The organism is Marinobacter sp. OP 3.4, from assembly GCF_036224885.1.
GTDB lineage: Bacteria > Pseudomonadota > Gammaproteobacteria > Pseudomonadales > Oleiphilaceae > Marinobacter.
Map to the genome: position 1 here is coordinate 223,815 of NZ_JAVVLT010000032.1, position 26,753 is coordinate 250,567.

The 26,753-nt window shown below is 55.5% G+C and carries 33 protein-coding genes and 1 pseudogene; 14 read left to right on the forward strand and 20 right to left on the reverse strand.

Annotated elements, in window-relative coordinates:
• Positions 1-199 precede the first annotated feature (199 nt).
• The gene (locus RO069_RS06195) at positions 200-646 is read left to right on the forward strand and encodes a lysozyme inhibitor LprI family protein (RefSeq protein ID WP_328186016.1); all 447 of its coding nucleotides are present in this window, start codon (positions 200-202) and stop codon (positions 644-646) included.
• 123 nt (positions 647-769) lie between these two features.
• Here RO069_RS06195 and RO069_RS06200 read toward each other — a convergent pair whose 3' ends face one another.
• Together RO069_RS06200 and RO069_RS06205 are read right to left on the reverse strand one after the other, a co-directional pair.
• Entirely contained in the window at positions 770-1,525 is a 756-nt protein-coding gene (locus tag RO069_RS06200) for an SDR family NAD(P)-dependent oxidoreductase (RefSeq protein ID WP_328186017.1), read from the reverse strand.
• Between the two features lie 49 nt (positions 1,526-1,574).
• Positions 1,575-2,318, reverse strand: a complete 744-nt coding sequence (locus RO069_RS06205; RefSeq protein ID WP_328186019.1) for an SDR family oxidoreductase — start codon at positions 2,316-2,318, stop codon at positions 1,575-1,577.
• Positions 2,319-2,490: 172 nt separating this feature from the next.
• Between RO069_RS06205 and RO069_RS06210 the strand changes: the two genes are divergently transcribed.
• Positions 2,491-3,381 carry an AraC family transcriptional regulator gene (locus RO069_RS06210; protein ID WP_328186020.1) on the forward strand — a complete coding sequence of 297 codons (891 nt, stop codon included), beginning with the start codon at positions 2,491-2,493 and terminating at the stop codon, positions 3,379-3,381.
• A 120-nt stretch (positions 3,382-3,501) separates the two neighbouring features.
• Here the strand turns inward: RO069_RS06210 and RO069_RS06215 are convergent, their stop codons facing one another.
• From RO069_RS06215 to RO069_RS06230, 4 genes are all read right to left on the reverse strand, one after another.
• A complete protein-coding gene (locus tag RO069_RS06215) occupies positions 3,502-3,987 on the reverse strand; it encodes a DUF6644 family protein (protein WP_328186021.1) in 486 nt (161 codons plus the stop codon).
• A gap of 8 nt (positions 3,988-3,995) precedes the next feature.
• Positions 3,996-4,373 (reverse strand): DUF6152 family protein, encoded by a 378-nt coding sequence (locus RO069_RS06220; protein ID WP_328186022.1) that lies wholly within the window; start codon positions 4,371-4,373, stop codon positions 3,996-3,998.
• Positions 4,374-4,547: 174 nt separating this feature from the next.
• On the reverse strand, positions 4,548-5,003 hold the full coding sequence (locus tag RO069_RS06225; RefSeq protein ID WP_328186024.1) for a metallophosphoesterase family protein: 456 nt from the start codon (positions 5,001-5,003) through the stop codon (positions 4,548-4,550).
• A gap of 3 nt (positions 5,004-5,006) precedes the next feature.
• Positions 5,007-5,789, reverse strand: coding sequence for a helix-turn-helix domain-containing protein (locus RO069_RS06230; protein WP_328186026.1), 783 nt, complete (start codon positions 5,787-5,789; stop codon positions 5,007-5,009).
• Positions 5,790-5,939: 150 nt separating this feature from the next.
• Between RO069_RS06230 and RO069_RS06235 the strand changes: the two genes are divergently transcribed.
• Positions 5,940-6,350, forward strand: coding sequence for a hypothetical protein (locus RO069_RS06235; protein WP_328186027.1), 411 nt, complete (start codon positions 5,940-5,942; stop codon positions 6,348-6,350).
• Between the two features lie 255 nt (positions 6,351-6,605).
• Here RO069_RS06235 and RO069_RS06240 read toward each other — a convergent pair whose 3' ends face one another.
• The gene (locus RO069_RS06240) at positions 6,606-7,211 is read right to left on the reverse strand and encodes a TetR/AcrR family transcriptional regulator (RefSeq protein WP_328186028.1); all 606 of its coding nucleotides are present in this window, start codon (positions 7,209-7,211) and stop codon (positions 6,606-6,608) included.
• A gap of 226 nt (positions 7,212-7,437) precedes the next feature.
• On the opposite strand from RO069_RS06240, the gene RO069_RS06245 reads away from it, so the two are divergent.
• Positions 7,438-8,769 carry a flavin-containing monooxygenase gene (locus RO069_RS06245; RefSeq protein ID WP_328186029.1) on the forward strand — a complete coding sequence of 444 codons (1,332 nt, stop codon included), beginning with the start codon at positions 7,438-7,440 and terminating at the stop codon, positions 8,767-8,769.
• A gap of 93 nt (positions 8,770-8,862) precedes the next feature.
• On the opposite strand, the gene RO069_RS06250 is transcribed toward RO069_RS06245, so the two are convergent.
• Both RO069_RS06250 and RO069_RS06255 read right to left on the reverse strand, forming a co-directional pair.
• Positions 8,863-9,342 (reverse strand): FKBP-type peptidyl-prolyl cis-trans isomerase, encoded by a 480-nt coding sequence (locus tag RO069_RS06250; protein WP_328186031.1) that lies wholly within the window; start codon positions 9,340-9,342, stop codon positions 8,863-8,865.
• Between the two features lie 72 nt (positions 9,343-9,414).
• Positions 9,415-9,807, reverse strand: coding sequence for a glutaredoxin family protein (locus tag RO069_RS06255; RefSeq protein WP_328186033.1), 393 nt, complete (start codon positions 9,805-9,807; stop codon positions 9,415-9,417).
• 332 nt (positions 9,808-10,139) lie between these two features.
• Between RO069_RS06255 and RO069_RS06260 the strand changes: the two genes are divergently transcribed.
• On the forward strand, positions 10,140-11,003 hold the full coding sequence (locus RO069_RS06260) for a PEP-CTERM sorting domain-containing protein (protein WP_328186034.1): 864 nt from the start codon (positions 10,140-10,142) through the stop codon (positions 11,001-11,003).
• 104 nt (positions 11,004-11,107) lie between these two features.
• Here the strand turns inward: RO069_RS06260 and RO069_RS06265 are convergent, their stop codons facing one another.
• The 4 genes from RO069_RS06265 to RO069_RS06280 all read right to left on the reverse strand — a co-directional run bounded on the left by RO069_RS06265 (position 11,108) and on the right by RO069_RS06280 (position 15,466).
• Positions 11,108-11,836 carry a DUF3047 domain-containing protein gene (locus RO069_RS06265; RefSeq protein ID WP_442915343.1) on the reverse strand — a complete coding sequence of 243 codons (729 nt, stop codon included), beginning with the start codon at positions 11,834-11,836 and terminating at the stop codon, positions 11,108-11,110.
• Positions 11,837-11,963: 127 nt separating this feature from the next.
• On the reverse strand, positions 11,964-13,685 hold the full coding sequence (locus RO069_RS06270) for a mechanosensitive ion channel family protein (RefSeq protein ID WP_328186035.1): 1,722 nt from the start codon (positions 13,683-13,685) through the stop codon (positions 11,964-11,966).
• Positions 13,686-13,955: 270 nt separating this feature from the next.
• Positions 13,956-14,393 (reverse strand): hypothetical protein, encoded by a 438-nt coding sequence (locus RO069_RS06275; protein WP_328186037.1) that lies wholly within the window; start codon positions 14,391-14,393, stop codon positions 13,956-13,958.
• Between the two features lie 77 nt (positions 14,394-14,470).
• The gene (locus RO069_RS06280; protein ID WP_328186039.1) at positions 14,471-15,466 is read right to left on the reverse strand and encodes a hypothetical protein; all 996 of its coding nucleotides are present in this window, start codon (positions 15,464-15,466) and stop codon (positions 14,471-14,473) included.
• Between the two features lie 458 nt (positions 15,467-15,924).
• Between RO069_RS06280 and RO069_RS06285 the strand changes: the two genes are divergently transcribed.
• The 3 genes from RO069_RS06285 to RO069_RS06295 are packed head-to-tail and all read left to right on the forward strand — an operon-like array spanning position 15,925 to position 17,188.
• Positions 15,925-16,368, forward strand: coding sequence for an ABZJ_00895 family protein (locus RO069_RS06285; protein WP_328186040.1), 444 nt, complete (start codon positions 15,925-15,927; stop codon positions 16,366-16,368).
• A gap of 5 nt (positions 16,369-16,373) precedes the next feature.
• Complete coding sequence (locus RO069_RS06290; protein ID WP_328186041.1) at positions 16,374-16,823, forward strand: hypothetical protein; 450 nt, start codon at positions 16,374-16,376, stop codon at positions 16,821-16,823.
• 35 nt (positions 16,824-16,858) lie between these two features.
• A complete protein-coding gene (locus RO069_RS06295; RefSeq protein ID WP_328186042.1) occupies positions 16,859-17,188 on the forward strand; it encodes a hypothetical protein in 330 nt (109 codons plus the stop codon).
• Positions 17,189-17,281: 93 nt separating this feature from the next.
• Here RO069_RS06295 and RO069_RS06300 read toward each other — a convergent pair whose 3' ends face one another.
• On the reverse strand, positions 17,282-17,848 hold the full coding sequence (locus RO069_RS06300; RefSeq protein WP_328186044.1) for a hypothetical protein: 567 nt from the start codon (positions 17,846-17,848) through the stop codon (positions 17,282-17,284).
• 812 nt (positions 17,849-18,660) lie between these two features.
• Here RO069_RS06300 and RO069_RS06305 point away from each other — a divergent pair.
• Positions 18,661-19,143 carry a nucleoside deaminase gene (locus tag RO069_RS06305; protein ID WP_328186045.1) on the forward strand — a complete coding sequence of 161 codons (483 nt, stop codon included), beginning with the start codon at positions 18,661-18,663 and terminating at the stop codon, positions 19,141-19,143.
• A gap of 60 nt (positions 19,144-19,203) precedes the next feature.
• Here RO069_RS06305 and RO069_RS06310 read toward each other — a convergent pair whose 3' ends face one another.
• Entirely contained in the window at positions 19,204-19,563 is a 360-nt protein-coding gene (locus tag RO069_RS06310) for a rhodanese-like domain-containing protein (RefSeq protein WP_328186047.1), read from the reverse strand.
• Between the two features lie 159 nt (positions 19,564-19,722).
• Here RO069_RS06310 and RO069_RS06315 point away from each other — a divergent pair, with 159 nt between their 5' ends.
• From RO069_RS06315 to RO069_RS06325, 3 genes are all read left to right on the forward strand, one after another.
• Positions 19,723-20,391: a glutathione S-transferase gene (locus tag RO069_RS06315; RefSeq protein WP_328186049.1), complete on the forward strand. Its 669-nt coding sequence runs from the start codon at positions 19,723-19,725 to the stop codon at positions 20,389-20,391.
• Positions 20,392-20,553: 162 nt separating this feature from the next.
• On the forward strand, positions 20,554-20,739 hold the full coding sequence (locus tag RO069_RS06320) for a hypothetical protein (protein ID WP_328186050.1): 186 nt from the start codon (positions 20,554-20,556) through the stop codon (positions 20,737-20,739).
• Between the two features lie 66 nt (positions 20,740-20,805).
• Positions 20,806-21,078, forward strand: a complete 273-nt coding sequence (locus RO069_RS06325) for a CDGSH iron-sulfur domain-containing protein (RefSeq protein ID WP_328186051.1) — start codon at positions 20,806-20,808, stop codon at positions 21,076-21,078.
• A 229-nt stretch (positions 21,079-21,307) separates the two neighbouring features.
• On the opposite strand, the gene RO069_RS06330 is transcribed toward RO069_RS06325, so the two are convergent.
• Positions 21,308-21,709, reverse strand: a complete 402-nt coding sequence (locus tag RO069_RS06330; protein ID WP_328186053.1) for a transposase — start codon at positions 21,707-21,709, stop codon at positions 21,308-21,310.
• Between the two features lie 228 nt (positions 21,710-21,937).
• On the opposite strand from RO069_RS06330, the gene RO069_RS06335 reads away from it, so the two are divergent.
• Positions 21,938-22,396, forward strand: a complete 459-nt coding sequence (locus RO069_RS06335) for a hypothetical protein (RefSeq protein WP_328186054.1) — start codon at positions 21,938-21,940, stop codon at positions 22,394-22,396.
• 687 nt (positions 22,397-23,083) lie between these two features.
• On the opposite strand, the gene RO069_RS06340 is transcribed toward RO069_RS06335, so the two are convergent.
• Positions 23,084-24,172: a tetratricopeptide repeat protein gene (locus RO069_RS06340; RefSeq protein ID WP_328186055.1), complete on the reverse strand. Its 1,089-nt coding sequence runs from the start codon at positions 24,170-24,172 to the stop codon at positions 23,084-23,086.
• Positions 24,173-24,259: 87 nt separating this feature from the next.
• Here RO069_RS06340 and RO069_RS06345 point away from each other — a divergent pair, with 87 nt between their 5' ends.
• Positions 24,260-24,688 (forward strand): hypothetical protein, encoded by a 429-nt coding sequence (locus tag RO069_RS06345; RefSeq protein WP_328186057.1) that lies wholly within the window; start codon positions 24,260-24,262, stop codon positions 24,686-24,688.
• A 262-nt stretch (positions 24,689-24,950) separates the two neighbouring features.
• Here the strand turns inward: RO069_RS06345 and RO069_RS06350 are convergent, their stop codons facing one another.
• The 3 genes and pseudogenes from RO069_RS06350 to RO069_RS06360 form a co-directional block, all read right to left on the reverse strand.
• Positions 24,951-25,625 carry a hypothetical protein gene (locus tag RO069_RS06350; protein ID WP_328186059.1) on the reverse strand — a complete coding sequence of 225 codons (675 nt, stop codon included), beginning with the start codon at positions 25,623-25,625 and terminating at the stop codon, positions 24,951-24,953.
• A 296-nt stretch (positions 25,626-25,921) separates the two neighbouring features.
• Positions 25,922-26,119 carry a hypothetical protein gene (locus RO069_RS06355; RefSeq protein ID WP_328186061.1) on the reverse strand — a complete coding sequence of 66 codons (198 nt, stop codon included), beginning with the start codon at positions 26,117-26,119 and terminating at the stop codon, positions 25,922-25,924.
• A 416-nt stretch (positions 26,120-26,535) separates the two neighbouring features.
• Positions 26,536-26,745: pseudogene (locus RO069_RS06360) on the reverse strand (IS3 family transposase); the annotation flags it as partial.
• Between the last annotated feature and the right edge of the window lie 8 nt (positions 26,746-26,753).

Here is a 26,753-nt window from a genome sequence, read left to right on the forward strand (position 1 = left end):
GGCATGTTAGCGGGAAATAGGTACATCCGTTGCATCATCACTCTCCGGATTAACGCAAAGCGGGCAAAGCCCTTTTGCGAGAACCATCAGAAGCCACCCCGAAGCCCCACGGGACACAGATCACCTAGCCAGCGGTTACAGATGCCGCCCGGAAGCTCTAGTGATAAAGTTCCATCCCTAGTCTAGGAAGGATACGCATATGCTGCCCCGCTTCCTCCGCCCTTTCGCCTTCCTGACCATCGCCCTGACCTCGGTGGCATGCCAGGCCATCGATAACCCGGATGCACCCAATTATCTTGAAGGGTTCCGGTCCGAGGTTTCCTCCCATGAGAGAGCTATCTACGAGGACGCGCAGACCATGTCGGACTCGGTCGAGGCGTATCGCGGCTACATTGCCTTCCTTGAGGAAGAACTTGCAGCCGCGACGTCCGCACTGGAGGGTGAGCTTGCCGGTTCTGAGGGGGAGGCATTCGCTGAGTCCCAACACGCCTGGGAGACCTACCAGCAATCGGAGAAGGCCTTTGTCTCAAGCGTCTGGACGCCGCGGAATTTTGGCAGTTCATCGGCCTTCTCAAGGCTGGCCTTCTACGCTGACGTTCTCCGTTCCCGTATTGAACCGTTGCTTAAGTACCGGATGCAATTCTAGGGCGGTTGAAAGCGATATGTGCAATGGTTGCAGGGGCGGGTGGTTGAGGGTTCACCCACCCAATTGAGAACGAGTCCAGAGGACCCGAAAAGGTCCTCCGGGTGATTCCCGGGAGTAGAGCCCTCAGATCGCCTGGCCACCCGAAACTTCAATGCGTTGCGCATTGATCCAGCCAGCATCGTCGTCGAGAATGGCGGCGACAGCGCCCCCCACATCCTCTGGCTGGCCAACGCGGCCCAGCGCGGTCATGCTGGCCACATACTCGTTCACTTCCGGGGTATCACGCACGTAACCACCACCAAAATCGGTCTCGATCGCTCCCGGGGCGAGGGTATTCACCGAAATACCTCGTGAGCCCAGTTCTTTCGCCATATACACGGAAAGCGTTTCGACGGCTGCTTTCATCATGGCATAGGCCGAGAAACCGGGAAGCGCGAAACGCGTCAGGCCCGAGGACACATTCAGGATTCGCCCACCCTCTTTCATGACGGGCAGCAACTTCTGAGTTAGGAAGAACGGTGCCTTGGCGTGCTCATTCACCATGCGGTCGAATTCTTCCCCGGTGATGTCCTGATAGTCTTTGAACACCCCGCTGCCAGCATTGTTAATCAGATAGTCGAAGTTCGCTCGCCCCCAGTGCTCACCGAGTACCTCGCTGACCTGAGCGGTAAACCGGGGAAAATTCGCCGAATCGTTCACATCAAGTTGCAACGCCACGGCACTTCGACCCATTGACCTGATGGCTTCAACCACGGCTTCGGCCTCCTCCTTCCCGCTACGGTAGGTCAGGATAATATCCCTGCCTTTTTCAGCCAGATGCAAAGCCATGTTTTTGCCCAGCCCGCGGCTGCCGCCAGTGATCAGTACTATTTTACTCATGGTGTTATCTCCTTGATTCTGATTAAGAAAGCCCTGCTTTTTCCTGGCCTCAGAAGGCGTGACCGTGGGAGGTTACCGTCCGTATGATCATCTCGTTCACGTCCACCCCAGCGGGCTGGGAGATGGCGTAAAGCACCGTACTGGCCACGGCGTCCGGTGAAAGCGACGCGCCCCGCAGCTCCTGCAGAAGGCCTGCTGCACTGGGATCAGTAATATCGTGGCCAAGCTCCGTGGTGGTGACTCCGGGTGAGATAACGGTGACCCGGATACGGTCGGTTTCCTGTCGGAGGCCCTCGCTGATCGCGTGCACTGCGTACTTACTGGCGCAGTACACACCACAGGTTCCGGCAACGGCATGGGCGCCTGTCGATGCAGTATTGATGATCTGGCCGCTGCCCTGTGCTTCCATCACGGGTAATATCGCCGCGATGCCGTTGAGCACGCCTTTTACGTTGATGTCGATAATGTCGTTCCATTCGTCCGTTTTCAGGGCACTCATCGGGGACAATGGCATGATCCCCGCGTTGTTGAAGAGCACATCAACCCGCCCGTATTCACCCTGCGCAAACTCGACAAAGCGCTTTACACTCTGCGCATCGGTGACATCCAGGGCCTGGAAAGCGGCGCTGCCACCGGCCTCGGTAATGTCGCTGGTGATCGCTTCCAGCCTGTCGGTGCGGCGGGCTCCCAGCACAACTTTTGCGCCTTCGCCGGCCAGAAGTCTTGCCGTGGCCTCCCCTATTCCGCTGCTGGCGCCCGTGATGAGAACGACTTTCTCTTGTGGATGTGTCATTGCTCTGCTCCTTTTGACCTATGGCTTGATGGACAAGGCCAGATTAGCGGGACAGCCCGCCTTTGCGGATACACAGAGCTACAACGTTATTGCCTTTTTCTACAACCCCGTGGAGGTTGGTGCAGGCCACTGATAGAGTTAATACCGTCAAAGACGGACTATGACGATCGCCATGAGCCTACACCAGAGAGAAGAGCTAGCCGCCATTATTGCCAGGTTCTCCTGCGGAGACGGCATTCATACCACGGCCATCAAGGGCGTAAACTGCATCCGGTTCAGCGAACTGAATGCGCGCCTGCCCAGCGTCTACAACCCGTCGCTGTGTGTGATCATGCAGGGGCAGAAGCGCGTGTGGCTGGAAAACGAGATCTATGATTACCGGCCTTCCGAGTACCTGGTGGTCTCGGTCGATCTGCCCGTGATCGGAGAAGTCACCCAGGGCAGCGACGAAAAACCCTATCTATGCCTGCAGATCGAACTGGATCTGCATGAACTGACAGAGCTACTGGTGCAATTTGTTACGGTAAAAGAGGGCAGAACCGCGCCTGAACGCGGAATATTCGTCGGCACCATGGACGCTACACTGGAAGATTGTGTCCTGCGCCTGGCGAGGCTGCTGGATACGCCCGGGGACATCCCCTTGCTGGGGCCCATGATCAAGCGTGAAATCTACTATCGCCTGCTGAATAGCCCGTACGGTGAGGTGATCACCCAACTCGCCCGGCCCGGCAGCCATATGCAGCGTATTGCGGTGGCCATAGAGCACCTCAGGTCGAACTTCAACAAGCCTGTCAAGGTAGAGGACCTCGCCAACCAGATCGGTATGAGCGTCTCGTCCTTCCATTCCCACTTCAAAACCGTCACCGCCATGAGCCCGCGTCAGTATCAGAAGCGGTTCCGGTTGCTGGAGGCCCGGCAGATCATGATGGCGGAAATGCAGGACGCCGCCACCACGGCCTACCGTGTCGGCTATGAAAGCCAGTCACACTTCAGCCGCGACTATGCCCGCATGTTCGGCAACCCGCCGGGCCGGGATATCAAACAGCTCTCGGCAGCTACATAAGCATTCAGCCACCTGCCCGGCGGGCAAATACCTGGGTCCAGAACGGGGAGTTATGGACGTCATAGCAGTGCAAACCTGATCTGCTGTGAGATTTGTGAAATCCGTACCTGGAATACCGACTCAGAAATACCCCAATAACCGACCAAGGATCAGTACACTGATCCAGACGACCAAAGACAGCGCGGCCCCTGCCCTCACCGATGACGGCATGGGGGCGTTCATCGGGAGGCTCTGGATACTTTGGCGTTTCAACACCCGCCCGAGAATCAGGGCGTTCAACACACCCAACAGGACAAGAACCATCTTCACCTGGAATAACGGCGACCCGGCGTAGTCCACGGCCGCCGTGGCGAACAGGAGTGCTCCGCTGACAACCGCCAATCCCAGACCCATCGCCGAGGTGATTCGAAGCACATCGACAAACACCATCACCGGATAGTGGCGCCAAAGCCCCAGCAAACGCAGATCCAGCGGCACAATGCCGCCCACCAGTATCGACACCCCGAGAATATGCCCGGCGTTTACCAGCGGATATAGGAACGTGGAGTTGCGCAGGGCCACGACAAGGGCCCAATCCTCAACGGAGACTAACGCCTGCTCAATCATCCCCGGGGTCAGGATGTACGGTCGGGATACAGGTTGTAGTCCTTCCCGTCGATTACAACCCGCTCAGCCTTGACCAGCCGTTCGCCTTCCCTGGCCGAGCGGTGACCATGCACGGTAATCTCCCGGCCCACACTCAACATCTCCTTGGTGAGCCCGACACGGTCGTTACGCCAGGGCTGCCCCACCTCCACGACCCATGCCTCGCCATCCACGGTTATGGTGACCTCACCATGGGGATTGCCAAGGCGCACTGACTCGATAACACCGGTGATTTCAAATTCCTCGTCCGTTGCCCAGGCCCAACCGTGATGGGCGTGGGCGACAGAGGTGGCGAGAAAAGCAAGAACAGCAAACCAGAGCAGGTAAGCAGAACGAAACTGAGGCATAGCCAATCCTCTTATCGCAATGTGGTCCGGGCAATCACTCAAGCACTCGTCAATGCCCATGGCAATGTACGAGATTCCCATCCCTCCAGACTAGGACAGGTAAGTTGGAGATGCATGCCCCTACCATAGCGACAGATCGGTCACACCAATACGGATGGCACCGGGCCGAATTCATCAAACCGGCAGTTCGATGATGTCACCCGCCACACGGTCTTCGCTCACCTCCAGCCGCCCTACCGTGATGGGCAGGGTAAACCGCCGGGGCCCGGCGCCACCCGGATTGAAGTAGAGCACGTCGCCGATCCACTCGTTACGGGGTTTGTGGGAATGGCCGGCGATCACCACGCGGTAGCGACCCTGAGGGTCCACGTCGAGGGTTTTGACGTCGTGGAGCATGTAGAAAGCGTGGCCGAGGAATTCCAGATCCTGGACATCGGGCAGATCCGCTGCACGGCCGGTCTTGTCGATATTGCCGCGGATCGCCACCACCGGCGCAATCGCCTCCAGCGCGTCCAGAACCTCATCCCGCCCGACGTCACCGGCGTGCAGAATCCAGTCCGAGCCTTCCAATACCGCCAGGGCTTCGGGACGCATCTTGCTGTGGGTGTCTGCGATGATGCCGATTTGCATGCTTCAACCTTGCCAATAAGCCTTACTGTGTTCATCCATCGGAAAGAAATGCTCGATCCGCAGATTCTGGGCGGTGACATCCAGGGGCGTGCCGATGGTTGCAATGGTGGAAAAGATCCTGAGTTGCTGGTCACCCAGGTTCAGGGTAAAGGGAATCGCGGGATAGTCCAGGTGTTCCACCACATGGCTTTTCCAGTGTTGCGGGATACCGGGCACCGTCAGTGCCTGCTCCAGCAGTCGATTGGGCTGGTCCCGGAAGGGGCCGGCCAGATGCTCGTGGTAGACCCGTTGCAGCATGTGGCAGGCAATATTCTCCCAGTCGCCCACGAAGGGTTTGATGCCCTGGCTGTCCAGCAGCGACAGCAGGAAATTTGGCCGGGCCGGAAACTGGGCACCCAGCTCCACCATGCGTGCCATCATCGCCTGCATGGCCTGGTTGGCCATCACCAGATAATACTCGTGGTCGAACACCACCGCCGGGTACGGCAGGTGCCCCTGCAACAGGTGCTCAAGCGCCTCCCTGATCATGGCCATGCCGGGCGCGCTCAGATCCTGGTCGGAATAGACCTGGCTGTAACCCGCGGACGACAACAGGCGGTTGGTTCCGGCCAGGTCCGCCTGCAGCATCTGCGCCAGATGCAGGACCATGCCCTTGCTGGGCCTGCTGCGGCCGGTTTCCAGAAAGCTGATGTGTTTTGCCGACACCTCGCACGCCAGGGCGAAATCCATCTGGCTCAGGCGTTTACCCTGCCGCATTTCTCTGAACAGCGTACCAAAGGCGCTCATTGGGTTTCCTGTGAATTCGAAATGTTCATCCAGTATCCCGACCGGGGGTAGGCTGCACCATTACCTCACAGGTAATTGAGACAATCACCGACCGGGTAGAAGCTTCGTAGTGTAGTCCAACCCATTGTGAAACCCGATTGAGGTGATGCTGTGAAAAACTTTGTCCGTCAATTCAGTGTGAAGCAAATCCTCCTGAGCGATGTCTTCCTCTCCACGCCCCTGGCGTTGGCCCTGATTCTGGCCACTGGGCCCATTGCCCAATGGGCGGGAGGCCCCGGCGCCACCTTCTACCTGGTGGTTGGCATCGTGATGCTGCTGTGGTGCGTGGATATGGCCGTCGTGGCCATCAATGAACGGTGGCAGGAGAAATTTCTCAACGTGATGATTGCTGCCGATGTGACCTGGAGCCTGCTGTCCCTGGCCCTGATGGTGTGGTTCGCGGATAACCTGCAGCCCCTGGGCTGGGTACTGTTCGCCCTGAACGTGCTGGTCCCGCTGGACATGGCGTGGATGAAGCGGGTGGCTGGCAGTAAGAAGCCGCAACAGCCTGCGTTCAGTTAATTAATGGCTCTCGACAAGCTGACAGTGTGTGGCTGGGCCTATACCGCCAGCCACACACGCAGGAAAACCCTCTTGCCCCCTGGAACCCGATTTGGGTAAGTTAATACCCCAAATGGGTGGATTGAAACCGCAGGACATTCCCAAAACCGGGACTAAGTTACTTCCACCTGGAAAGGGATGAAAACAGCCAACTACAGTAGATCTTGGACTTCCCCCGGTTTCGTCTAACCCACGCCTTGAGAGCCAGGGTCGAATTCAGGTCTCGCTCCCGGGTACCGCAAGAGACACCACAGCGGTGGAAAACGTCTCAAGCGCGGCCTCCGCCATCTCGTCGTCCCGATCCGCGAGCCAGCTGAGCACCAGCCCATCCATGCCACTGCTCAATAGCCGTGCGAGTACCGGACGAGGTACGGTCCAACCAGTGCCGGTGGCGGTTTCAATGGCCTGGGCCAGCCTCTCACCCTGCTCGGCGTACTGGCGGTATTGCCATGCCGCCAGGTCACTCAACTCCTGGTCACGCAGGATAAAGGTGGTCAGCTCATAGGCGGCCAGCTGCCGGTCCGGATATTCCGTGGCATGCTTCCATACCCGTGAAAGACTCATTCGGATGCATTGTTCCGGGTCATCACCAAAATCCGGAACCGCGACGGCCGCGTCGACCATGTCGACGACCATTACCCGGATCAACTCCCGATACAGTTCCTGTTTGGATCGAAAGCAGTAGTGGAAAATCCCCTGCTGCATACCCGCTTCCGCACAGATCTCGCGAGTGGTTGCACGCCGAATCCCCAACCTGGCTATGGTGCGAAACGCCGCCTCGACAAGCTCCTGGCGTCGCTGATCCACCGGCACTTGTGCCATTTCTGTCCCCTTCTGGTCATTGGGCAAGGCCTCAGCATTTTTACCGGAAATGTTGATGCCTGGCGTCCCATCTAGCCTACCGCACTATCCGGGTACAGACCCTTCTTTGTCAACTGACTTGGTCAATTGACAAACTTCAGACCACTACCTATGTTCAGGAATAAGCTTGCGTCCTCCGGCACAGACAGAACGCAAGCGCTATTCCCCACCGCTGAAGGAGAAGATCATGTCTGTTATCGACCGTAGTGACACGGTGTGTGTCGTTGGCGCGGGGCCCGCAGGGCTCGTCGTGGCCCGCCAGCTTCGCCAGGCCGGTATCCCGTTCCAGGTGTACGAACGTCACAGTGATGTTGGTGGTATCTGGGATCCGGACAACACCGGCAGCCCCATGTACCGGAGTGCCCATTTCATCAGTTCCAAATACAGCAGCGGGTTCGTGGGATTCCCCATGCCCGGGGAATTTCCGGATTACCCCTCCTGGCGACAGATACTCGGGTACATCCGGGATTTCGCCCGGGCTGAGAATCTCTACCCGCACATCGCCTTTAACACAGAAGTGGAGCACGCAGAGCCGCTGAAGGATAACCGCTGGCGAGTCACCGTCGGCAATCAGCGGTATGACTACCGTGCCCTTGTCGTGGCCCCCGGGGTGACCTGGCATCCGAGTCGCCCGAGCATTGCAGGAGAAGACCAGTTTGCCGGCGACATCATACACTCGTCAGAGTACTTTGAGCCGTCCACCTTCAGGGACAAACGCGTACTCATCGTTGGCGCCGGCAACTCGGGTGTCGACATTGCCTGTGACGCCGCCGCCAATGCCGACGCCGCGTTCCTGAGCGTGCGGCGGGGTTACCGCTTCCTGCCCAAGCATGTGTTCGGGGTGCCGCTCGATGTCTTCATCAACCATGGCGGTCAGCCCCCTGCCGGCATCACCATTCCGGAGGACCCCAATGAGCTTGTCGATGCCCTCGTCGGTGACCTGACCCGCTTCGGGTTACCGGCACCGGACCACGATGTCCTCACCTCTCACCCCATCGTCAACGACCAGATCATTCATCACTTCAACCATGGTGACATCGCGGCCAGGCCCAATATTGAACGCCTGGAGGGCAAGGACGTGGTGTTCGCTGACGGTAGCCGGGAACCCATCGACCTGATCGTACTGGCGACGGGTTACGAATACCGCGTCCCCTTCATCGATGAAGCGCTCTTTGAATGGTCAAGCGGGCACCCGCAGCTCTACCTGAACATCTTTCACCGGCGCCTGCCCACCCTGTCGATCGTCGGATTTATCGAGTTTGCCGACGCCGCTTACGAGCGCTTTGAGGAGATGGCGCAACTCGTGGCCATGGACCTGTCGTTGACGGGAAGCGACCTGGAAACGTTTACCGACATGAAGCGCAACCACTCCCCCGATTTACGCGGGGGTGCCGAATACATCGATACACCCCGGCACGCCAACTATGTGGAAACGCACACTTACCAGCAGGTGCTGGGTACCATCCGGGAACAGTTCGGAGTGGCACCCCTGGCATACACGCCAGTTCCTGCGATGTGAATCTCGACGTGGACCTTCAGCGCCAGGCTGTCGCGGTTCAATGGTGCCGGGCACGATCACCCGAGCCTGGCGGGATAGGGGCTTCCTTTCCCCTCAATGGTGCCCACCTGGCCCATGCGCATGGCCGTGGGCCAGCTCTTCCGCATCGGCATCGCGTACTTCAATGATGTCGATATCGAAGGTCAGGGTTCTGCCGGCCATGGGGTGGTTGGTGTCCACATCGGCAAACTTGTGGCCGACCTTGGCGACGACCACATGGCGCGGGCCCTGCTCGGTTTTCACCTGGGCGATCATGCCCGCTTTCCAGCGTTTTGCCCCCATCAGATGCTTGATCGGCACGCGCTGCACGGCATCGGGCTTGCGAGGACCGTAGGCTTTCTCCGGAGAGACCGTCACGCTGAAGCTCTCACCGGCCTCGCGACCTTCCAGGGCTTCTTCCAGGCCCCGGATAATGCCGCCGTGGCCATGCAGGTAGGCGTTCGGCTCGCCGTCACGGGAGTCTTCAACGACGTTGCCCTGTTCATCACTGACACTGTAATGGAACAGGACCACTTGATTCTTTTCGATGGGCATAGGGTTTCCCTGTGACAGTTCAAAGACCGCCATTATAGCCAGCGGCGGCGTTGACTCCAGCGGCCATCGCGATCAGGCCGGCTCAAACCGTTCCTGCAGCCACGCCTTGATCTCGGCAGACTCGTACAGCCAGCGCTCACTGCCATCATCCTGACGAATCTTCAGGCAAGGCACCTTGACGCGACCGCCGCCAGCCTCCAGCGCGGCACGGTGCTGCGGGTCATGCTGGGCATTGCGGGTTTCAATGTTCAGACCCAGCCGGGCGATTTCCTTGCGTACCTTGATACAGAACGGGCAGGCCGTGAACTGGTACAGGGCGAGATCCTTGCTGGCCTCGTCGACGCGGGCCTGATCGTCAGCGGCGCGGGTGATGCCCCTGGGTGTGCTGAGCTTCTCACTGAGCAGCATGAAGGGTGTCAGGACCAGGCGCAGGGTGCGGAAAAAATAGCGAATAATGACTCTCATGGGTAAGGCTCAAACTCCGGATTGACGGTGGCCTGCCGGGTGTCGGCATCCAGGCTGGATTTGTGTACTTGATAGTGGCGCATGAGGATATCACTTCACCCGGTTGATCAGGTACCAACCGGGCCCGGATTGATAGCAAACCGCAAACCGGGACAAATCGATTTCTGACCAGTCCGGTTTTCGGGTTTTGGCCCTGTCCCAGCCCCGGGTCTGTCGAATAAGCTTACACACCGGTTTGGCGCAAAATCCTAACCCGTTAATTGATAACAACAAACAGCATTGGCGCTGAATATGCATTCTGTTCCCTCTACTCAGCGAACGGGAGACAGACCATGTTAAGCCGATCTTCTTTGCTATCGATTTTCGCCGCGATACTGTACCTCGGTTCGATCCAGTCACACGCAATGCCCATAGACCTACTGCTTGAGTCCAATGATGACAGTGATGCCGGCAGTGAACTCTTCCTGGCCAATTTTGACAGTTACCAAAGCCTGATAGATGCCACTATCAACAGTAGTTCGTTTTCTCAGCTGAACCTCAATTCAAACTTCAGTTCTGGCGGCCTGGCCTTCGACGGTTCGTCCTACCAGTTACTGCTTGAATCCGATGTGGACGGCGACGCCGGAAACGAAATCTTCCTGGCCAGTTTCGACAGTTTTCAAAGCCTGCTGGACGGTACTGTCGCCGGCAGTTCGTTTTCACAGCTGAACGTCAATCCAAACTTCAGCGCCGGTGGTTTGGCCTTCGACGGTTCCTCCTACCAGTTACTGCTTGAATCCGATGCGGATGGCGATGCCGGAAACGAAATTTTCCTGGCCAGTTTCGACAGTTTCCAAAGCCTGCTGGACGGTACTGTCGCCAGCAGCTCGTTTTCACAGCTGAACATCAACCCGAACTTCAGTGCGGGTGGTTTGGCCTTCGATGGTTCGTACTATCAGTTACTGCTTGAAGCCGATGCGGACAGCGACGCCGGAAACGAAATCTTCCTGGCCGGCTTCGATGGCTTACAAGACTTGCTGGACGGTACTATCGCTGACAGCTCGTTCTCACAGTTGAACATCAATTCGAACTTCAGCGCCGGCGGTCTTGTCGCCTATGCCCCTGGTGACCCGACGGAGGTGCCAGAGCCAGCCTCATGGGGGGTATTGATGTTCGGACTTGGGGCCCTGATGCTGAGGAGGCGCAGACCCCGTTGAGGGTATCGCGGCAGGAAACAGCTGTGTCCCGGTTTCACCTGGGAGGTCAGGGCAAGCAAAATTCGGGTTAAAAGCGTTCAAGCCCCCCTGAAATCGGCTTCTCATTACTCGGCTGAGAGCCTGATATCGCCGTACCAGGCCGTGGCGGTTTCCCCGGTGTTATCCGAATCCGACATGATGGCAATGCCGACCAGTGGGGGAGGGGCTTCCCCAAACGCCTTCCGGTAATCCGCCACAATATCCCGCTCGACCATTACCCATTTACCGGCCTGCTCACTACCGGAATTCACCGCCACCATCATGGTCTTGTCGGTGTAGGGATTGGGCACCATGCTGTTCTCAGGCAGGGTATTGGCCCAGATGTAGTTGAGGGCGTTGCCAGGCAGGCTCTCGTCAAACAGGACCTCCGCAGCCTTGCGCCTGGCCCGCTCGAAGAACCCGGCTTTGTCCGGCTGGAATTCGAACGCCACGTAGATCCGGGCCGGGTAGTCATCGCCGGATTTTTCCCGGGCGTCGCCCCGTTCGAACACGTTCGACACCTTCCAGCGCCAGCGCAGGATCATCGAGTCTGTGGGTTGCAGATCCAGCCGTGCAATCAGGCCAGAGGCGCCGCCGTCGGTCTGCGCCCGGACCACCTGGGTACCCTCGTCAGTGACCAGCTCGTAGCGGGTATGCCGGTCAATGTTGGGGAATTCCAGGGGCTCCCAGCCATCGGAGATAGAGCTCATTTGCGAGAACGGCACCAATTCCGGCTCCTGGGCAAGGAGCCACGCCGATGGCAGGCAGACAGCCGGAAGAAGGAACAGGATGGCAGTGCTGGTCAGTCGTCGCATCACGGTTCTCTCTATCTGGGACGGCCTGGCGATTGTCGCCCGGCTATACGATATGATGAGGAAGTCCGGGCATGATCACCCGAGCCTGACGAAGTATTGGCTTCTTCTAGCCTTGCGGAGTCAAGCATCACGTCGAGTCACCTGCTCCAGGATGGGCTGCCCCGGGCGCTGGGCCGTTTGTGGGCCTTTCGCCGCCCGTGATGTCGTGCTGGCTGGTGACCACCACCTCCCTTGGCCACCATTCGGGGTGGTTGTCACGGATGAATCCCAACAGCTTTTCCCGGACATTCATTTCGGCTTCCCAGCCGGCAAAGGGTTCGGAGGTCATGAGGTAGAACGAAACCGTCTGGGCCGCCGCGCTCTGCGCGGTGACATAACAGCAGAGCTTGTGGTGCTCGATGACGTTTTTCTCTGCCTCGGCGAACGCCTTGAACTTCTCCCTCAGGCATTCGACGTCGGCATTCAGGTGAAGCGCCAGCTCTATCATTCTGTACATCTTCGCAGTCTTGACCGACAGGTTCTCGAAGGGTTTGGAGGTGAAGTACTGGACGGGTACGATCAGACGGCGTTCATCCCAGGTCCTCAATCGAATGAACGTATAAAAGATGCCTTCCACATAACACCATTGATTTTCGAAGATGACCAGGTCACCAATCCGTATAGGCTTGGCGAGCGAAATCTGAAGTGAGGAGAGGATGTTGCCCAACACTGCCTGGCCGGCGATACCCAGCAGGACGGTCAGAATACTGGCCGACGCCAGGAGAGTCAGGCCCAGCGTCTCGAAGAGCTCGATCTGGGACAGTATGTAAATGGCGACCGCGACAATCGTCACCAGGATGATGCCCCGACGCAACGCCTGAAGCGTGGTCAGTAAGTGGCGCTCATCCCGGGGTTTGGTGTCATCGATTTCGCCCACGAGACGTCGCTGCACCTTTATCAACAGGACATCCACGAAACGCAGCGCGATCATACCGACGCCCCAGGCTGTGATGGCGATCAGCAATATGCGGAAAGAGGTCGTCGCCACGGCCGAGAAGGAGACCACGTAATTCAGCAGAATCTGCGCCACAATCGTCATGACGACCAGCGCCATTGGCACTTTGATCTGGCTGGCAAAGATGCTCGGGGAGCCGGAAGGTAACCATCGCGCACTGAGGCCGACTAAACGGATGACGAGCCATCCCACCAGCCCCGTCACCAGCAGGAAAACCGGAATGGCGATCCACTCCCAGATCTGGAGCATGCCGAACGTGGATTTGAAACGTTGCGGTATACGCTTTTCCAGCCAGGAAGGGCCGTATTCTTCGTACAGCACAGGAACCGGGGCCAGACTGTCCGGCGTGAACAACCAGACGGCGTCCTCGTCGCCCACGCGATAACGGGCCAGACGAATATCATAGGCCTGGCCCTCGGCACTGAGGGAGGCGATCTGGAGGTTGCGTCGTGGCTGCCCTGCCTGGGGATTCTGCCCCGCTGGATCTTCGATAACGGCATCCTTTCGCGCCGGCAAGTCGGAGGTATCGATCCACTCGCCACGCCGGAGCACCGCAGCCAGCTGCCTGGCTAACTCAGGTCCCTTCTCGCGTTGTTCGGCGGGAGGCAGATCGGAAAGATTGAGAAGGTGCGCCGCCGCCGAGAAATTCCGTTGTTTGGTGAGCTCGAGAAAGCCACGAACCGAATCGCGAGGCGTCAGGCGATCGAGCGTCTCGGGAGGCGTATCGAGACCAGTATTCAACGAATCGATGGAAAACCATCGCATCTCCTTGTCGTCTTCCGACGTCTGCGCCATGCACAGACTGGAAAACAGAAGAGCAACGGCCAACAGGCCCCATGTCATGTATTTGTTCATCCGCGCCTCCCTGACATCCGCAACCCTACCCACGTCCCTCACATCGGTGTAGCCGTCGCTTTCAACAGGTAAAGCATAGGAGGCAAGGCGGCGCACAGCCAATGGCGAGCAGGCTGACTTCACAGGTGGGCAGCTAAACCCGATGCTTTACCGGTGATGGATTCGCCACCTACCTTTCCAGTCCCGCCGAGCAGATCACCCGTACAAAACGAAACACCTGAAGCCCATGACGCCATGGAAGCCAGGCTTCACTATTCCAAATCGGAGTCATCACATCGTGTACAAACCCACGGCGATATACCCAAGACCCAAGGGGTATATGTTTCCGTGAATGTAGGGTGAACTCCCTTCCCCATCGATGAAAAGGTTTGGCTTCAGGCTGGGGCGGCCAACCAGCACAATGGATTCGCCATCGGCATGGAGCTCTCCCGCCAGCTTCTCCTTCACTTCATCCGGAACCCACTGGTCGTAAAAGCTTTGATTGACGATCGCGTCGCCGGTCACTTCGTGACCTTCGCTGCTTTGAACGATAGCGTCATAGTCTTCCTGACTAAAACGAAGCACGGCGACCAGCCCGGAATCGCCGTCCCTGCCTGTCGTATCAGTAACCGACCAGGCGACTGACTTTGGTTCGGCAGGCAGCTTTATCAGTTCATCCAGGTTTTCGACTGAATGATGTACAACGGGTTCGGTAGTAGTGTCAGTCATGGCGTTGTTGTCCTCACACCCCGCAAGCACAAAGATACAGAGTAATGTTAGAAGTTGAATTAAGCGTTCCATTGTTTTTACCTGCGACTGGCAACCGGCCTACGTTCAGTAAGCGGAAGATTAAATCCTGAACGCTGTGCGCCCATGTCGAACCCTTCCCAGGAATAACTACGCTGGAAGGTAGATTTATGCCGATACCCGTGGGCCAGTCCTACCACGACTAAGTTGCCGTTCTCCGAATCCGGGATGCCTGTGGCAATATCTTTCTGTCCGGGATTGAAGTTGTACTGGTCTTCTGCATGCAGTGTGAGCCGCATATTGAACTTTGGCCGATCAGCTTGTCGGTTTTCGACTGTCACCAGACCGCTGAGCCAGAGATAGTGAGCCCCAATCGTCTTTTGCCAGTTCTCCGTGGCTGGATAGGGAAATGCCCGCTTAACAGGATCAGGGATGGCCGGGTCGCTGGAACCGCAGGGAAGAGCCGGGCCAGTGAAACTGAATGACTCAGGCTTTCTATTTTCGCGCCATAACTCGATCGACCACCACTGCGCTTCAAGCACTGCATTTCTGAGCGTGGTCTGCCCACTTTTGTCGTTCGAAACATACCGCTCATAGGAGAATTCCCTCTCCTGTCCCTTTCCATTAAGGAAATGAGCATAGGCAGCTGTCGCGTCACTGAGGTCTGGCCTGGTCAATACTGCAAGTTCAAGCTTGGAGACCCATTTGTAGTACGACCAGTAATCGGAGACGCCAGGTTCTCGTTTGGGAAGTTCTGAAAACCCGGAGTCGTGCTGGATACTCTGAGGTCTTGTCGCTGCGCCAATCTTGTACCACTTATACGTGTAGGCGGTTGATGGCAAAAACCGGATAGGTTGGACTGGGGCGTCGTCTGACGTTCGGCGCAGATCCTGAACCGGAATATCGTCTGAAGTACGCTGTACACCACGATGGCTCAACTCCCGGTCTATATCAGATTCATTGGGATTCCCGGACGTGCGCGTCTCACGGGAACCCTTTTCCTCCAACGTCTTGCGAATATCGGCCTTTAGCTGCCGGATTGCTTCAATATCCATATCTACAGTCCGTTGTAGTGGCTTTGTGTTTCTGGAGAGCATGCATCGGCATGCGGGGAGAACGGTGCGGGAACAACAAGCGCTGGTGAGGATGGTGGCTTATCCTTGCCGATACTCCATATACAACCAGCAGCAATCTACCATGATCCGGTTTGACCGTCACGGCCAAAAGGCCACTGACTCTCACCCCTGGCAACCTCCGTTGACAAGCCCGGCGGATCAGGAAAGAATCCAGAGTCCGCTACAGCCATAGGATGGTGATAGGACGTGACCCGATGAACAAACTTCCTGTACTGAAAATCAACGCCAGGCACAGCCAGGTGAGCCGCCTTCAGATGTTATTGAACAATGCCAGCTCGCCGGGGCCAGGCCTGCATGGGCATCCTTGATGCGGTTTGGGGTTATTCGCTAGTTGTGTAACAGTATGACGGAAAATACTGCTCAAGGAGGAGAGCACCATGATTGTTCGCTACACCCTTTTCTATGCTGGCCTAATGATCGCGGCATCCGTTCTGATGTTTACCATCAATACTGTTTTTGACCTGCCGGGCAGCAATGGCGCCAGTATCGCCATGGTCATACTGATCGCCGTTTTCACCGGGCAGATATTCGCCAGGGAACAAAGCCGCGCACCCACCCGGAAGGAACGTCATCAACTCGCTGGCGCCTTCACCGCCGCTGGCGTGGCCATCTCCATTGTTCAAATCAGCCTGATCTTATGGCTGGCTCTCAGCGCCATGGAGCGGCAGCTCCTGCTGGACGACCTCGATAGTGAACTGGTCGATATCATGCTGGGCGTCAGCATTATCGTAACCCTGATCCTTTACGGCGTTACCTGGCTGGGCATTGGCCTCGGGGCCAAGTCGATGTTGAAGAAGCAGGCAAAACAGCGCGCGCAATGAGCCTAATGGAAACAACAGATCAGTTTTCGTCCAAGCTCATCAAAAGCTCCGACAACAGCCAAATCCCTTGTCTTCAGCTGATGAAAGACGATCAGCCGTTCGGCGCCCCGCTAAAAGGCGCTCTGATTGAAGCCCAATACCAGGTAGACGACGGGCGCCACCTGCTGTTTATCACGGATGACGTTCCCTACGAGGAAACCTTGCGCATCTACCTGATAGCCAGCAACGCGGAAGTCCTGGACTCGCTGGAATTCGGTGGCTATTTGGCAAACGGCACACTGGAAGGCCTTAACATCGTTGGCGATCAAACCATTGAGTTCCGCTTCATCCATAAAAAGCGTTGCAGGTTAACTATTGAACGTGACAGGGGTTGGAAAAAACCACTGGCCTTCAAGCCCGGAGTGAATCGGCCTGGTGGGTTAAAGAAGCGATATCTGGCGCTCGATTTCGTCTAATCAAGGAACGAAGACCGCATATTAGAGGTTGCCCAATGAAAACGATGTTAATGCTATTAATCCCATTCGCCGTATTAGCCTGCACCCCGGTATCCGACTCAGCTCCCGACCACCCGGATAACGTTCCGAAATCAGCCGTCTGGGTAGGCGGCACAGACGGTGGTGTTTTCGTTCAGATCGACAAAGGGAACAGCGACTACCGGGGCGTAGTGTATGCCATGGAGACGGGCGCCATATGGTATGAAGGCCCCCTTGAGTACTCGGGCAGCTCAGCGTTCGATTTGGACGACCCGCAAGTCTATGACGGATGGGATGGGGATGACCTGTATCTGACTGACGGCGAGACGCTGAGCGTTCCCGAGTAATTGCGTTGACTTAGAGAGCCCTGACCTTCGTCCTCTAGGGTGTTTGTCCCTGATTGTGGCTTGTCCCTTCCTTTTTCTCCTTTCTGTGGGCGGCTAGGGAGCCAGGTCAAAAATCTCCCTGAGCGCTGATGCATGTTCTCGGGGCCGGACGACCATCAGCATGTGCCATCTGCCATCAAGCTTCTCAAGCGTATCTTCTACCACCTGTTCAATGCCACTGTGATGCAGCTCGTATCTCACCACTGCGCTGTCATCACCTTGAAGCTCTACCGACATGTTGTCGATGTTGTCCACATCAAGGGAGTCCAATATGTATGGCAGATAGGAGGTGAGTGCTTGATCGAACGCCGCCCGTACTTCGAGGTCTGAGGCTTCCCCAGTGTCTTCCAAGGGTATCGTGTCGAAGAAGGATTCCAGAATAGGATGTCCCTTATGCCGAGATGTTCGCCTTGCTTCAATAAGAACGGGCAGAGCAAACTCCCGGAACGCGCCTACATCCCTCGGGTGTAGATAGCCAGCAGCGTCCAGGAACCTGGATTCTGCAAATGCTTGCCGGTATTCCTCAAAGATCATGGTAATCTCAACCACCTCTTTGTCCTCGGCTGAGGCGGGACCAATAAGCGCAAGTGATATCAATACAGCGGCGAGGAATCGGGTCATCCTGTCTTTCCTTGATCAGTGGGGCGGTGCTTAGGCGGCCTCCTGCCTTCGTGGGGTATTCTGCTGGAAAACCATAGGCTGATCAATTGTGTTTTCCTCTCGGGGGTCTGTCCATGATGGCAGAAGCAGTTTCCCCTCCCCCTCAAACCGCTACTGAACTTTTAGGGCGCCGTCAGGAATGAGACCCAACGAGGTATCCTGTTCAGCCTGAGCGATTACCTGGAACTGGTGGACTATACCGGGCGGATCATCCGTCCCAACAAACGGGGCCATATACCAGAGCACCAACCGCCAATCCTGACAAGACTGGGGCTGACCACCGAACAATGGCTTACCGAAGCCACGGAGTTTGAAGACCGGTACCAGAGCAACCGACGGGATCATCTGGATCGACGACGATCAGCGGCCTGACCTGGACCCGACTCCCCCACCCGAACCTATCAGTGGCATCCCCGCCGGGGCCAGACTCGTTCTGAAAACCGCAAAAGCGATCAATATGGGCCCGATTTGCCTGTTACCGAGCGTTTGGACTCCGCCAGCCAGGCTAGTGACCTCTCTATGCCAATCTGCGCCGATGGACGAAGGTGCGCTTCTCTAGCAGTGCCTATCCCTTATTGCCATCCATTTCGAGCAGTTGGGTCAAGGGGGTATCGCTCATGACGGGCCTGCCATGCCGGTGGGTATTGGAGGGGAGTCCAACGTAAAGTCCGGGCGGGCGCGTTGTTGATTTCCGAAGGTCTGTCTTGCAGGATCAAAGGCGGATGGATCATCGCCCGACCAGACACGATGTCTGGCGACACCCGGAGGCACTCATGATCGACGAAGACGATATGAAACACCTGGGGCGCTGCGTTGAGCTGGCGACCCGGGCCCTGGAGACCGGCAATCCACCGTTTGGCTCCGTGCTGGTGGATGAGCACGGCGACGCACGGTTTGAAGATCATAACCACACCGTCGGCGGCGATGACACGCAGCACCCTGAATTCGCCATCGCCCGCTGGGCGGCCGCCAACATGACGCCTGACGAAAGGGCGGCGGCAACGGTGTACACCTCAGGTGAACACTGCCCCATGTGCGCCGCTGCCCACGGCTGGGTCGGGCTCGGCCGCATTGTCTATGCCAGTTCCTCCGAACAACTCGCGGCCTGGCTCGACGACATGCATGCCCCGCCGCCGCCCGTCGCAATGCTTCCCATCCATACGGTTGTGCCCGGTGTGCCCGTGGAAGGTCCGTTCCCGGTGATGGCGGAAGCCGTTCGGGAACTGCACAGGCGGTATCAGGACAGCCAGACGTAAAGCGGTTGCGCCGCTTCCCCTCGTGCCCGGACGTTACTCGGCGGGAGGTGAACTCCCCCGCTAAGCCGCGCCCAACTGCGCGATCAGGTCGTCGCAGGAGCAGTCAATAATACTGACATTGCGGAACCCCATGTTTTCCAGGGCCGCGGCGGCCAGGGCTGCGCGCCCGCCGGTCGCACAGTGCAGCAGGATACGCTGGTCCGGATCCGTCGTATGCTCGGTGATCTTCATCTCCAGCACGCCCCGGGGGATATTGATGGTACCGGACGGGCGCTTCTCGCTAACCTCGCCGGGCTCACGCACATCGATCACCAGGGCATCACTGTTGTCAGCCATCAGCTCCCTGGCCGCCTGGGGTGTCAGGCAGTGCACCGAGGCCTTGGTGGCCGCGACAATCTCCTGCAGGGTTTTCAGGCTCATGATCCTGTCCTCTGTCTTGATGGATTGGTTTTCCAGAATAACAGTGCCAACAACGACCTCCTATAGCGCCGTAACAGACGCCTTTCCCTGATCGCAGCCAGCCATTGACCAACGAGTCTGCTAACCTGCTCATTCCACTGATGCCAACGGAGTACCTGCATGATCACAGTCCATCACCTGAACAATTCCCGCTCACAACGGGTTCTATGGATGCTGGAAGAACTGGGCGTACCCTACGAGATCCGGTTCTACGAGCGCGATCCCGAGACCATGCAGGCTCCGGAAAGCCTCAAGAAGGTACACCCGCTGGGTAAATCGCCGGTCATCACCGACGGTGACCTGGTGGTGGCAGAGTCCGGCCTTATCATCGACTACCTGGCCCGTACCTACGGCAAGGACACCATGCCCCCGCCCGACAGCGGCCAGGCGTGGCTCGACTACAACTATTGGCTGCACTACGCCGAAGGCTCACTGATGCCGCCGCTGCTGATGCGCCTGGTATTCGAAAAGGTCAAAACCAGCCCGATGCCGTTCTTCATCAAGCCCGTGGCCAAGGGCATCGCCGACAAGACCAATCAGTCCTTCATCGGCCCGATGATCGACACCCACATGGACTTTGTGGAAGCCCATCTGGCGCAGCATACCTGGTTCCTGGGTGACGACCTCAGCGCAGCCGATTTCCAGATGAGCTTCCCTCTGGAAGCCTCCGTCGCCCGGGGCATCGTCGGCAACAACCGGCCCAACATCACCGCCTGGGTGGAGCGGGTACATGCCCGGCCGGCATATCAGCGTGGGCTTGAGAAGGGAGGGGAGTATGATTTTGCCTGACGGCTGACCAGGCCGGAGCGGCGGCGAATTCGCAATAGGCAAAGGCCCGTGTACGACCTTCCCCAGTTGTCGATAGCGGCCAGGAACCCACGTCCTGTTTATTGACGACCACGGCAAGCAGTGCCTGAATATAAGGAACACCACCGTTCGGGGAAAACGGACATGAAGTGGCTCATTGTGCTCATCATCATCGCCGGGGTGGCCTATTGGCTCTATCGCGGCCAACGCAGGAACCGCATTGAAGACCCGGATGTCGTCACCATCGAGAAGAAGGACTACTACCTCACCCCGGATGACAATGCGTCCGAGGAAGCGCCGACTCCGGACAAGGACAATCCACGGCATTAAGAGGAGATGGGCCGATCCGCATCAACAGTAGGGCCGTACACTCTGGACACAATAAGGAGGCGGATCATGAGCAACCCTGTTATTGCAGACAACAAGCCCAGCAAGGTCACGCTCGAGCAAGGCAAAAAGTACATGTTCTGCGCCTGCGGGCGTTCCAGTGATCAACCCTTCTGCGATGGTTCCCACAAGGGTACCGGTCTCAGTCCCCAAAGCTTCGTTGCCGAAGAAGACGGCCACGCGTTTCTGTGCCAGTGCAAGCACACCAGCGATGCGCCCTACTGCGACGGTACCCACGCGCAATTCGACAAGGATCAGGTGGGCAAGGAAGGGCCCGGCTGACCCGGCAGGAGTCGCCCCCCCTATCTACTTACACCGCCCCACCCAGGCCTAAAGTCGGACCATCGGGTCCTCCCTGATCGTGCAACCAGCGCGAAACCGGGACAGACCTCTTTCTCACCTTTCGGGCGCCCAGGACCACGCATTTCCACGCGAATACCAGTACGCCGCTCTACCTCATCAATAAATCGTTCACCACCTGTCAATTTGTTTCGATCGATTGCCTGACGAATCAAACCATCGGAAATTGAGTTGGCACCGTCGGCAACAAAGTCACAATAGTTCTGAACCCGATCCTCTGGAGTTTGCCCGAGGCTGGCCAGGGTCGGCGGTTCATCGAGGAACCACTCCGCCCTTCCATACTATTTACGAAACGAGTCTGGCGGCCTGCGAGACGCTTCATCAGTTGGGGAATGGCGGACAGGTCATCCGTCGCGCGGACCACCAGATGGACATGATTGGTCATCAGACAATAGCTGTATACCTCCAGACCAAGCGTTATCTTCCATTCTCTGAGGTTCGTCAGGTAGTACTCATAGTCGCGAGTTTCCACAAACACGGCCTGGCGGTTGTGGCCGCGCTGGACGATATGATGAGGAAGTCCGGGCACGATCACCCGAGCCTGACGGGGCATTTGGCTTCTCCTTGCCTTGTGGAGTCAAGGCACAGGATCCGTCCTGTGCCTGGGGATTTGTGTTCTAGCCTACAGAGAAAGGCTTGAGTGCGAGCGAAGCCAAACTTTCAAGGACCGGCGCGTGGAAAATAGATCTGTCCCGGTTTTCAGTCCCGGTTTTCGGGGCATTTCTGGGAGTCGAGATTCAAGTCACAAGCCTTGCTTTCGGAACAGGCCCTCTTGAGTTGCATGGCTTACGTGGACCTGAATCCGGTCAGGGCAGGCATGGCTGAAACACCGGAAGACTCCGACCACACCAGTATCCAGGAACGGATCGCCCCAAGGTTCAATCTGTCAGAAGCTATCCAGACACAAAGTGAGCAGCTATTCCTGAAGCAGTTTCCCCTCCGCCTCAAACCGCTACTGAACTTTGAGGGCGCCGTCAGGAATGAGACCCAACGAGGTATCCTGTTCGGCCTCACCGATTACCTGGAACTGGTGGACTTCACCGGGCGGATCATCAATCCCAATAAACGGGGCTATATACCGGAGAACCAGCCACCAATCCTGACAAGGCTGGGGCTGACACTACCGAAGAATGGCTTACCGAAGACACCGAGTTTTAAGACCGGTATCAGACCAATCGTCGTGATCATCTGGATCGGCGACGATCCGCGGCCTGACATAAAGCAGCCCCTACCCAACTAACCCCTCTTTTGACTCCTACCAGGGCCAGACTAGACCTGAAAACCGCTAAATTGAGCGCTTTGGGCCGAATCGGCCCGTATTACAGCTATTGGCCTTCACCAGACGGTCAATCCAGCTTCGCCGGGATTCTTCGGCCGACGGATCAAACGGCCTTTCCTCTACGGTGTCTGTCCCTGATTTGATGTTCTGTCCCTGATTTACCTTGATTTATACCAACTATTCTGCGACATGTATATATAAAAAACTAATTATAGCGTCACTGTATTTTACAGTTAGATATCTTTAAAGTTTTTCACCATCAATAAACTACCGAAAAACATCAATAAAACTTATCATGGCATCACTCTTGCTTAAAAGGCCTTGGATCTATGAAAAACACTGACTCCTCGCAGATTTAAGATGTTCCGTGGAGCCGTAAAAACATATATCCAACTCTTATATGCAGGCAGTGCCATAATTATATCGGGAGGAGATATGGAGAGATTTATATTTTTTGCAGTAATTTTATTTACTGGACTTCTTTCCACACAAGCGTGGGCATGTAACGACCCACCTTGTGGGAGCCCAAGCCCTGACGAAGGACCGGGAGGCGACTATAAATATGAAATTACCATCGATACAGTGTATTATTGAGATCGATTGACAACAACTTATAGCCAAAATGATGTATTTTTGTATGCATAAAATTTATTGCTTCTGGCGAGCAGACAAATCTACCAAAGCCTCACATCTTATCGGCTCGCCAGCTTTCCTTTTCTCCATAGCCCAACTCTCATAACTCATCAACGTATCAAATAAATCATTCTGATAATCTCCCTTTTCAGACTGATAGCTATCTAAAAGATTTCTAGCTGACTCAAGGTATGATAACGCCTTTTGCTTTACAGCTAAGGCCGTTGACCTTGGCGCTGAAACAGATCTATGAGCTTCTAAACACGCCATCCCGTATAGTGACCAGCGATCATCTGGAGCTCTCTCTAGAACCCATGAAAAATTTTTCTTGGATGCTTGGTAAAAACTTTCGTTATCCGTTTCTATCCATAATATTAGATTAAGCAATCCTAGATCGTAAATAATGCTCGTTTTTATACTTTCATTCTTATGCAATTTCTCAGAAATTATAGCGTCTAAAGCACGCTCAGTATAATCTAGTGCTTCTCTATATTGGCCGGTAGCATCTAAAGTCATTGCAATTCCATATAGTGGCCTATAATCGTCACCCATAAATTTTAAAACTTTTTCGTAATTTGATCTAGATTCATAAAATCTGCCTTGATAAAATGTGGTTCGCGCCAACCCCAAATACCCTCTATAATTGTTCGGCGACACATTGATTGCCTTCTGATAGAAATCAGACGCCATGCTGAAATTTCTTGAGAGCAAATAATATTCGGCCTCACCCAAATACTTCTCGGTTTCTTCTTTAGATTTACAGTCTGAGGTTGCAATTTTCAAAAAACGAACCCAATTGCATGGTTTAGATATAGAAAAGGCAGAGACCGTAAAAGCTAGAAACAAAGCAAAGGTGATAGTAATACACCATATGATTACAGAAGCCGGAGCTCGTGAAATTTTCTGCTTTTCGAGGCCGATGCAAGAAAGTCCCACTACGACAAAACCGATGCCTGCAAGGGAGACTGCAATTAATGCAGCTCTGCTGGATCCAAGAAGATTAATAGCAAAAGCTGCAGCAATGGAAAGAGCAATTAGACCCCAAGCATATTTGGCCTGAGGAAGATTCTTCGTGGCTTCTTTCAGGGCATTTAGGCTATCCATTTCTCATCATAGTCGTTTGTGGCGTCTTCCAAGTTAAATTAGCACATAACCGAACACCGGGACAGATCCACTTATCTGAGCTGCGTAGTGTATGTCGATCAGAAGCGAATTAGGGCTCCCCTGGCGGAGACACAGGAAAACTCCGATCACACCAGTATCCAGGAACGGATCGCTCCGAGGTTCAATCTGTCAGAAGCGATCCAGACACAGAGCGAACAGCTTTTCCTGAAGCAGTTTCCACTGCCCCTGAAACCGCTGCTGAACTTCGAAGACGCAGTCAGGAACGAGCCGCAAAAGGGCATCCTGTTCAGCCTGAACGATTACCTGGAACTGGTGGACTATACCGGGCGGATCATCCGTCCCAACAAGCGGGGCCATATACCGGAGAACCAACCGCCGATCCTGACAAGGCTGGGGCTGACCACCGAAGAATGGCTTGTCGAAGCTACCGAGTTTGAAGATCGGTATCAGGCCAATCGTCGTGATCATCTGGATCGGCGACGATCGGCGGCCTGATGCCCCTTCCTCTCCCAATTAACTCCCTTCCTTGGCTACCGCCAGGGCTAGACTCGGCCTGACAGCCGCCAAACTAACCATTGTGGGTCGGGATTGGTCCATCACCGAGCTGTTGCCCCTCACCAGACGGTCGATTCAGCGTTCCCCGGGTTCTTGGATCGGTAGATCGAGCGGCTTTTCCTCTGAGGTGTCTATCCTTCTGATTCACTGCTTCTGATTTGTGATCTGTCGACGCCAGTATGAGATCTATTATTGCATGTAATCAAACCGATTTCCCTCGCCCTCTTGTTGCCTCTGACGCATTCGGGAGATCTTCATGAATCCCGGTGTTATTCTGAAACCCTGGCTTGTAATAATGTGCATACACCAGCTTTTCTTGCTTCAAAGTAACTGTCTCTACCTTCGACAAATCACTTTTAATGTCTACCTGAAGGGAGACTTGCTCTTCCACGCCTGAGTAGAACGGAACTATGGTCACTTCTTTGTCCATCCCGGATGACTCATTAGGTTCCCCCATGAAAACTACGCGGCCAACGAACACCTTTCTGCTATCCATGCAGAGTACGATTACAACACCTTTTAAGAAGGATTCAAACAGGCACTCAAGCATTGGCTCATCTCTCACTAATTCACCATAAAGATATATGGTGTATTCCCTGGACGCAGAGTTTCTTATTTTTTTTATATCGGATTCTGAGAGTTTGACGCCATCTTTACTGGCCTTGTCTCTTGCCACCTTCAGGCCTATTGCAAAAGTCTTCATGGTGCCGCGTTTTCTCGAAAAAGCACACCATACATAGGCAGCAATTAGGGAATTAATACTTCCTTCTATGATCCAGGCAAGCTTTGCCGTATCCTTTTCAAGAGCGTAAAGGATGTTCTCCTGAGCTTTATTATTCGCGTTCTCTGGAGCCCAAGCTGAGAATTGTTCTGCCAAATACCTACCTAGATCAATCGAAACATCAAATGGCCCAATAGGTTCTCCGCTACTGGTAAAAGGATTTGAAAAGGTGGGAATGCTGATCTGCGAAGGGACTATCGTTTGCCATAACACAAGTATGGCGAAGCCTGCTGCAACGCAAAGGATACCGTGTCTGGCGCAATGGAGGTAAAGAAGCTGCCCCTCAAATCGATGCAATATAAGGGAATGCCAAGGATGCTTTGTGGCTACGATGTAGCCACAGACCAGTATGGGAACCAGTAGGAGGGCAATCATCCTGTTTGATGGTCTAGTTAGTCCTCGACGCTCATCGGCGTGTCCTGCCCATGAATCCTCGCGGTCTCCCGCCCCTCGGTGGGATCCATAGTTACAGCGTAACACCCAACGGCCCTCATCGTAGGCTGGAAATTCTCTACAACGTCATAAAGGCGCTTGGATTCCTGTTTCTTGGACTCTGATTCAGATCCGATGAACCAGTCTTTGATGCTCATGCTACCTTTCTCCTTTTTCCTGAAGATAGTATGGGTATGAGTATCTGTCCACTTACCATCAACAGCATTTTCTATGCGGGGATACGATTCTCAGATAAGCGTAGACCAACTTCAAGAAAAATCGAAAAGAAACATCGATTCGTGCACATGCAGAGCCAACCATAGCAATTATGCATTAAATATAGGAATTAGATTGTCTCTGTCTATTGATATTTGGACCGGTATAGTCAGGATTCCTGAAGCACGGTCTGTAGCCATAACCTCATAGACTTGTGACGATAGGTCGAACAAGACAAAATCCACAAGCTACCATTGTGTGACATACAGAATGTGCTTTAAGTTCATTATTCGCTAGGACTCTACCGTTTACACGCTTGGTCTTGTACTTCCCTCGATACGTATGACAAACCCCAGCCTCAAACGGAGGCCTGTTCAAAGGCCTCTGGCCTGACGCCACCCAGATGGGTATGACGCCGAAGCCGGTTATAGAACACTTCGATGTAGTCGAACACATCCGCCTTGGCCAGGTCACGGGTTTTGTAGATCCGCTTTCCGATCCGTTCCCTTCTCAGGCTGTTGAAGAAGGACTCGGCCACAGCGTTCTCCCTGCAGTGTAAGCGTTCATTCCGCGACG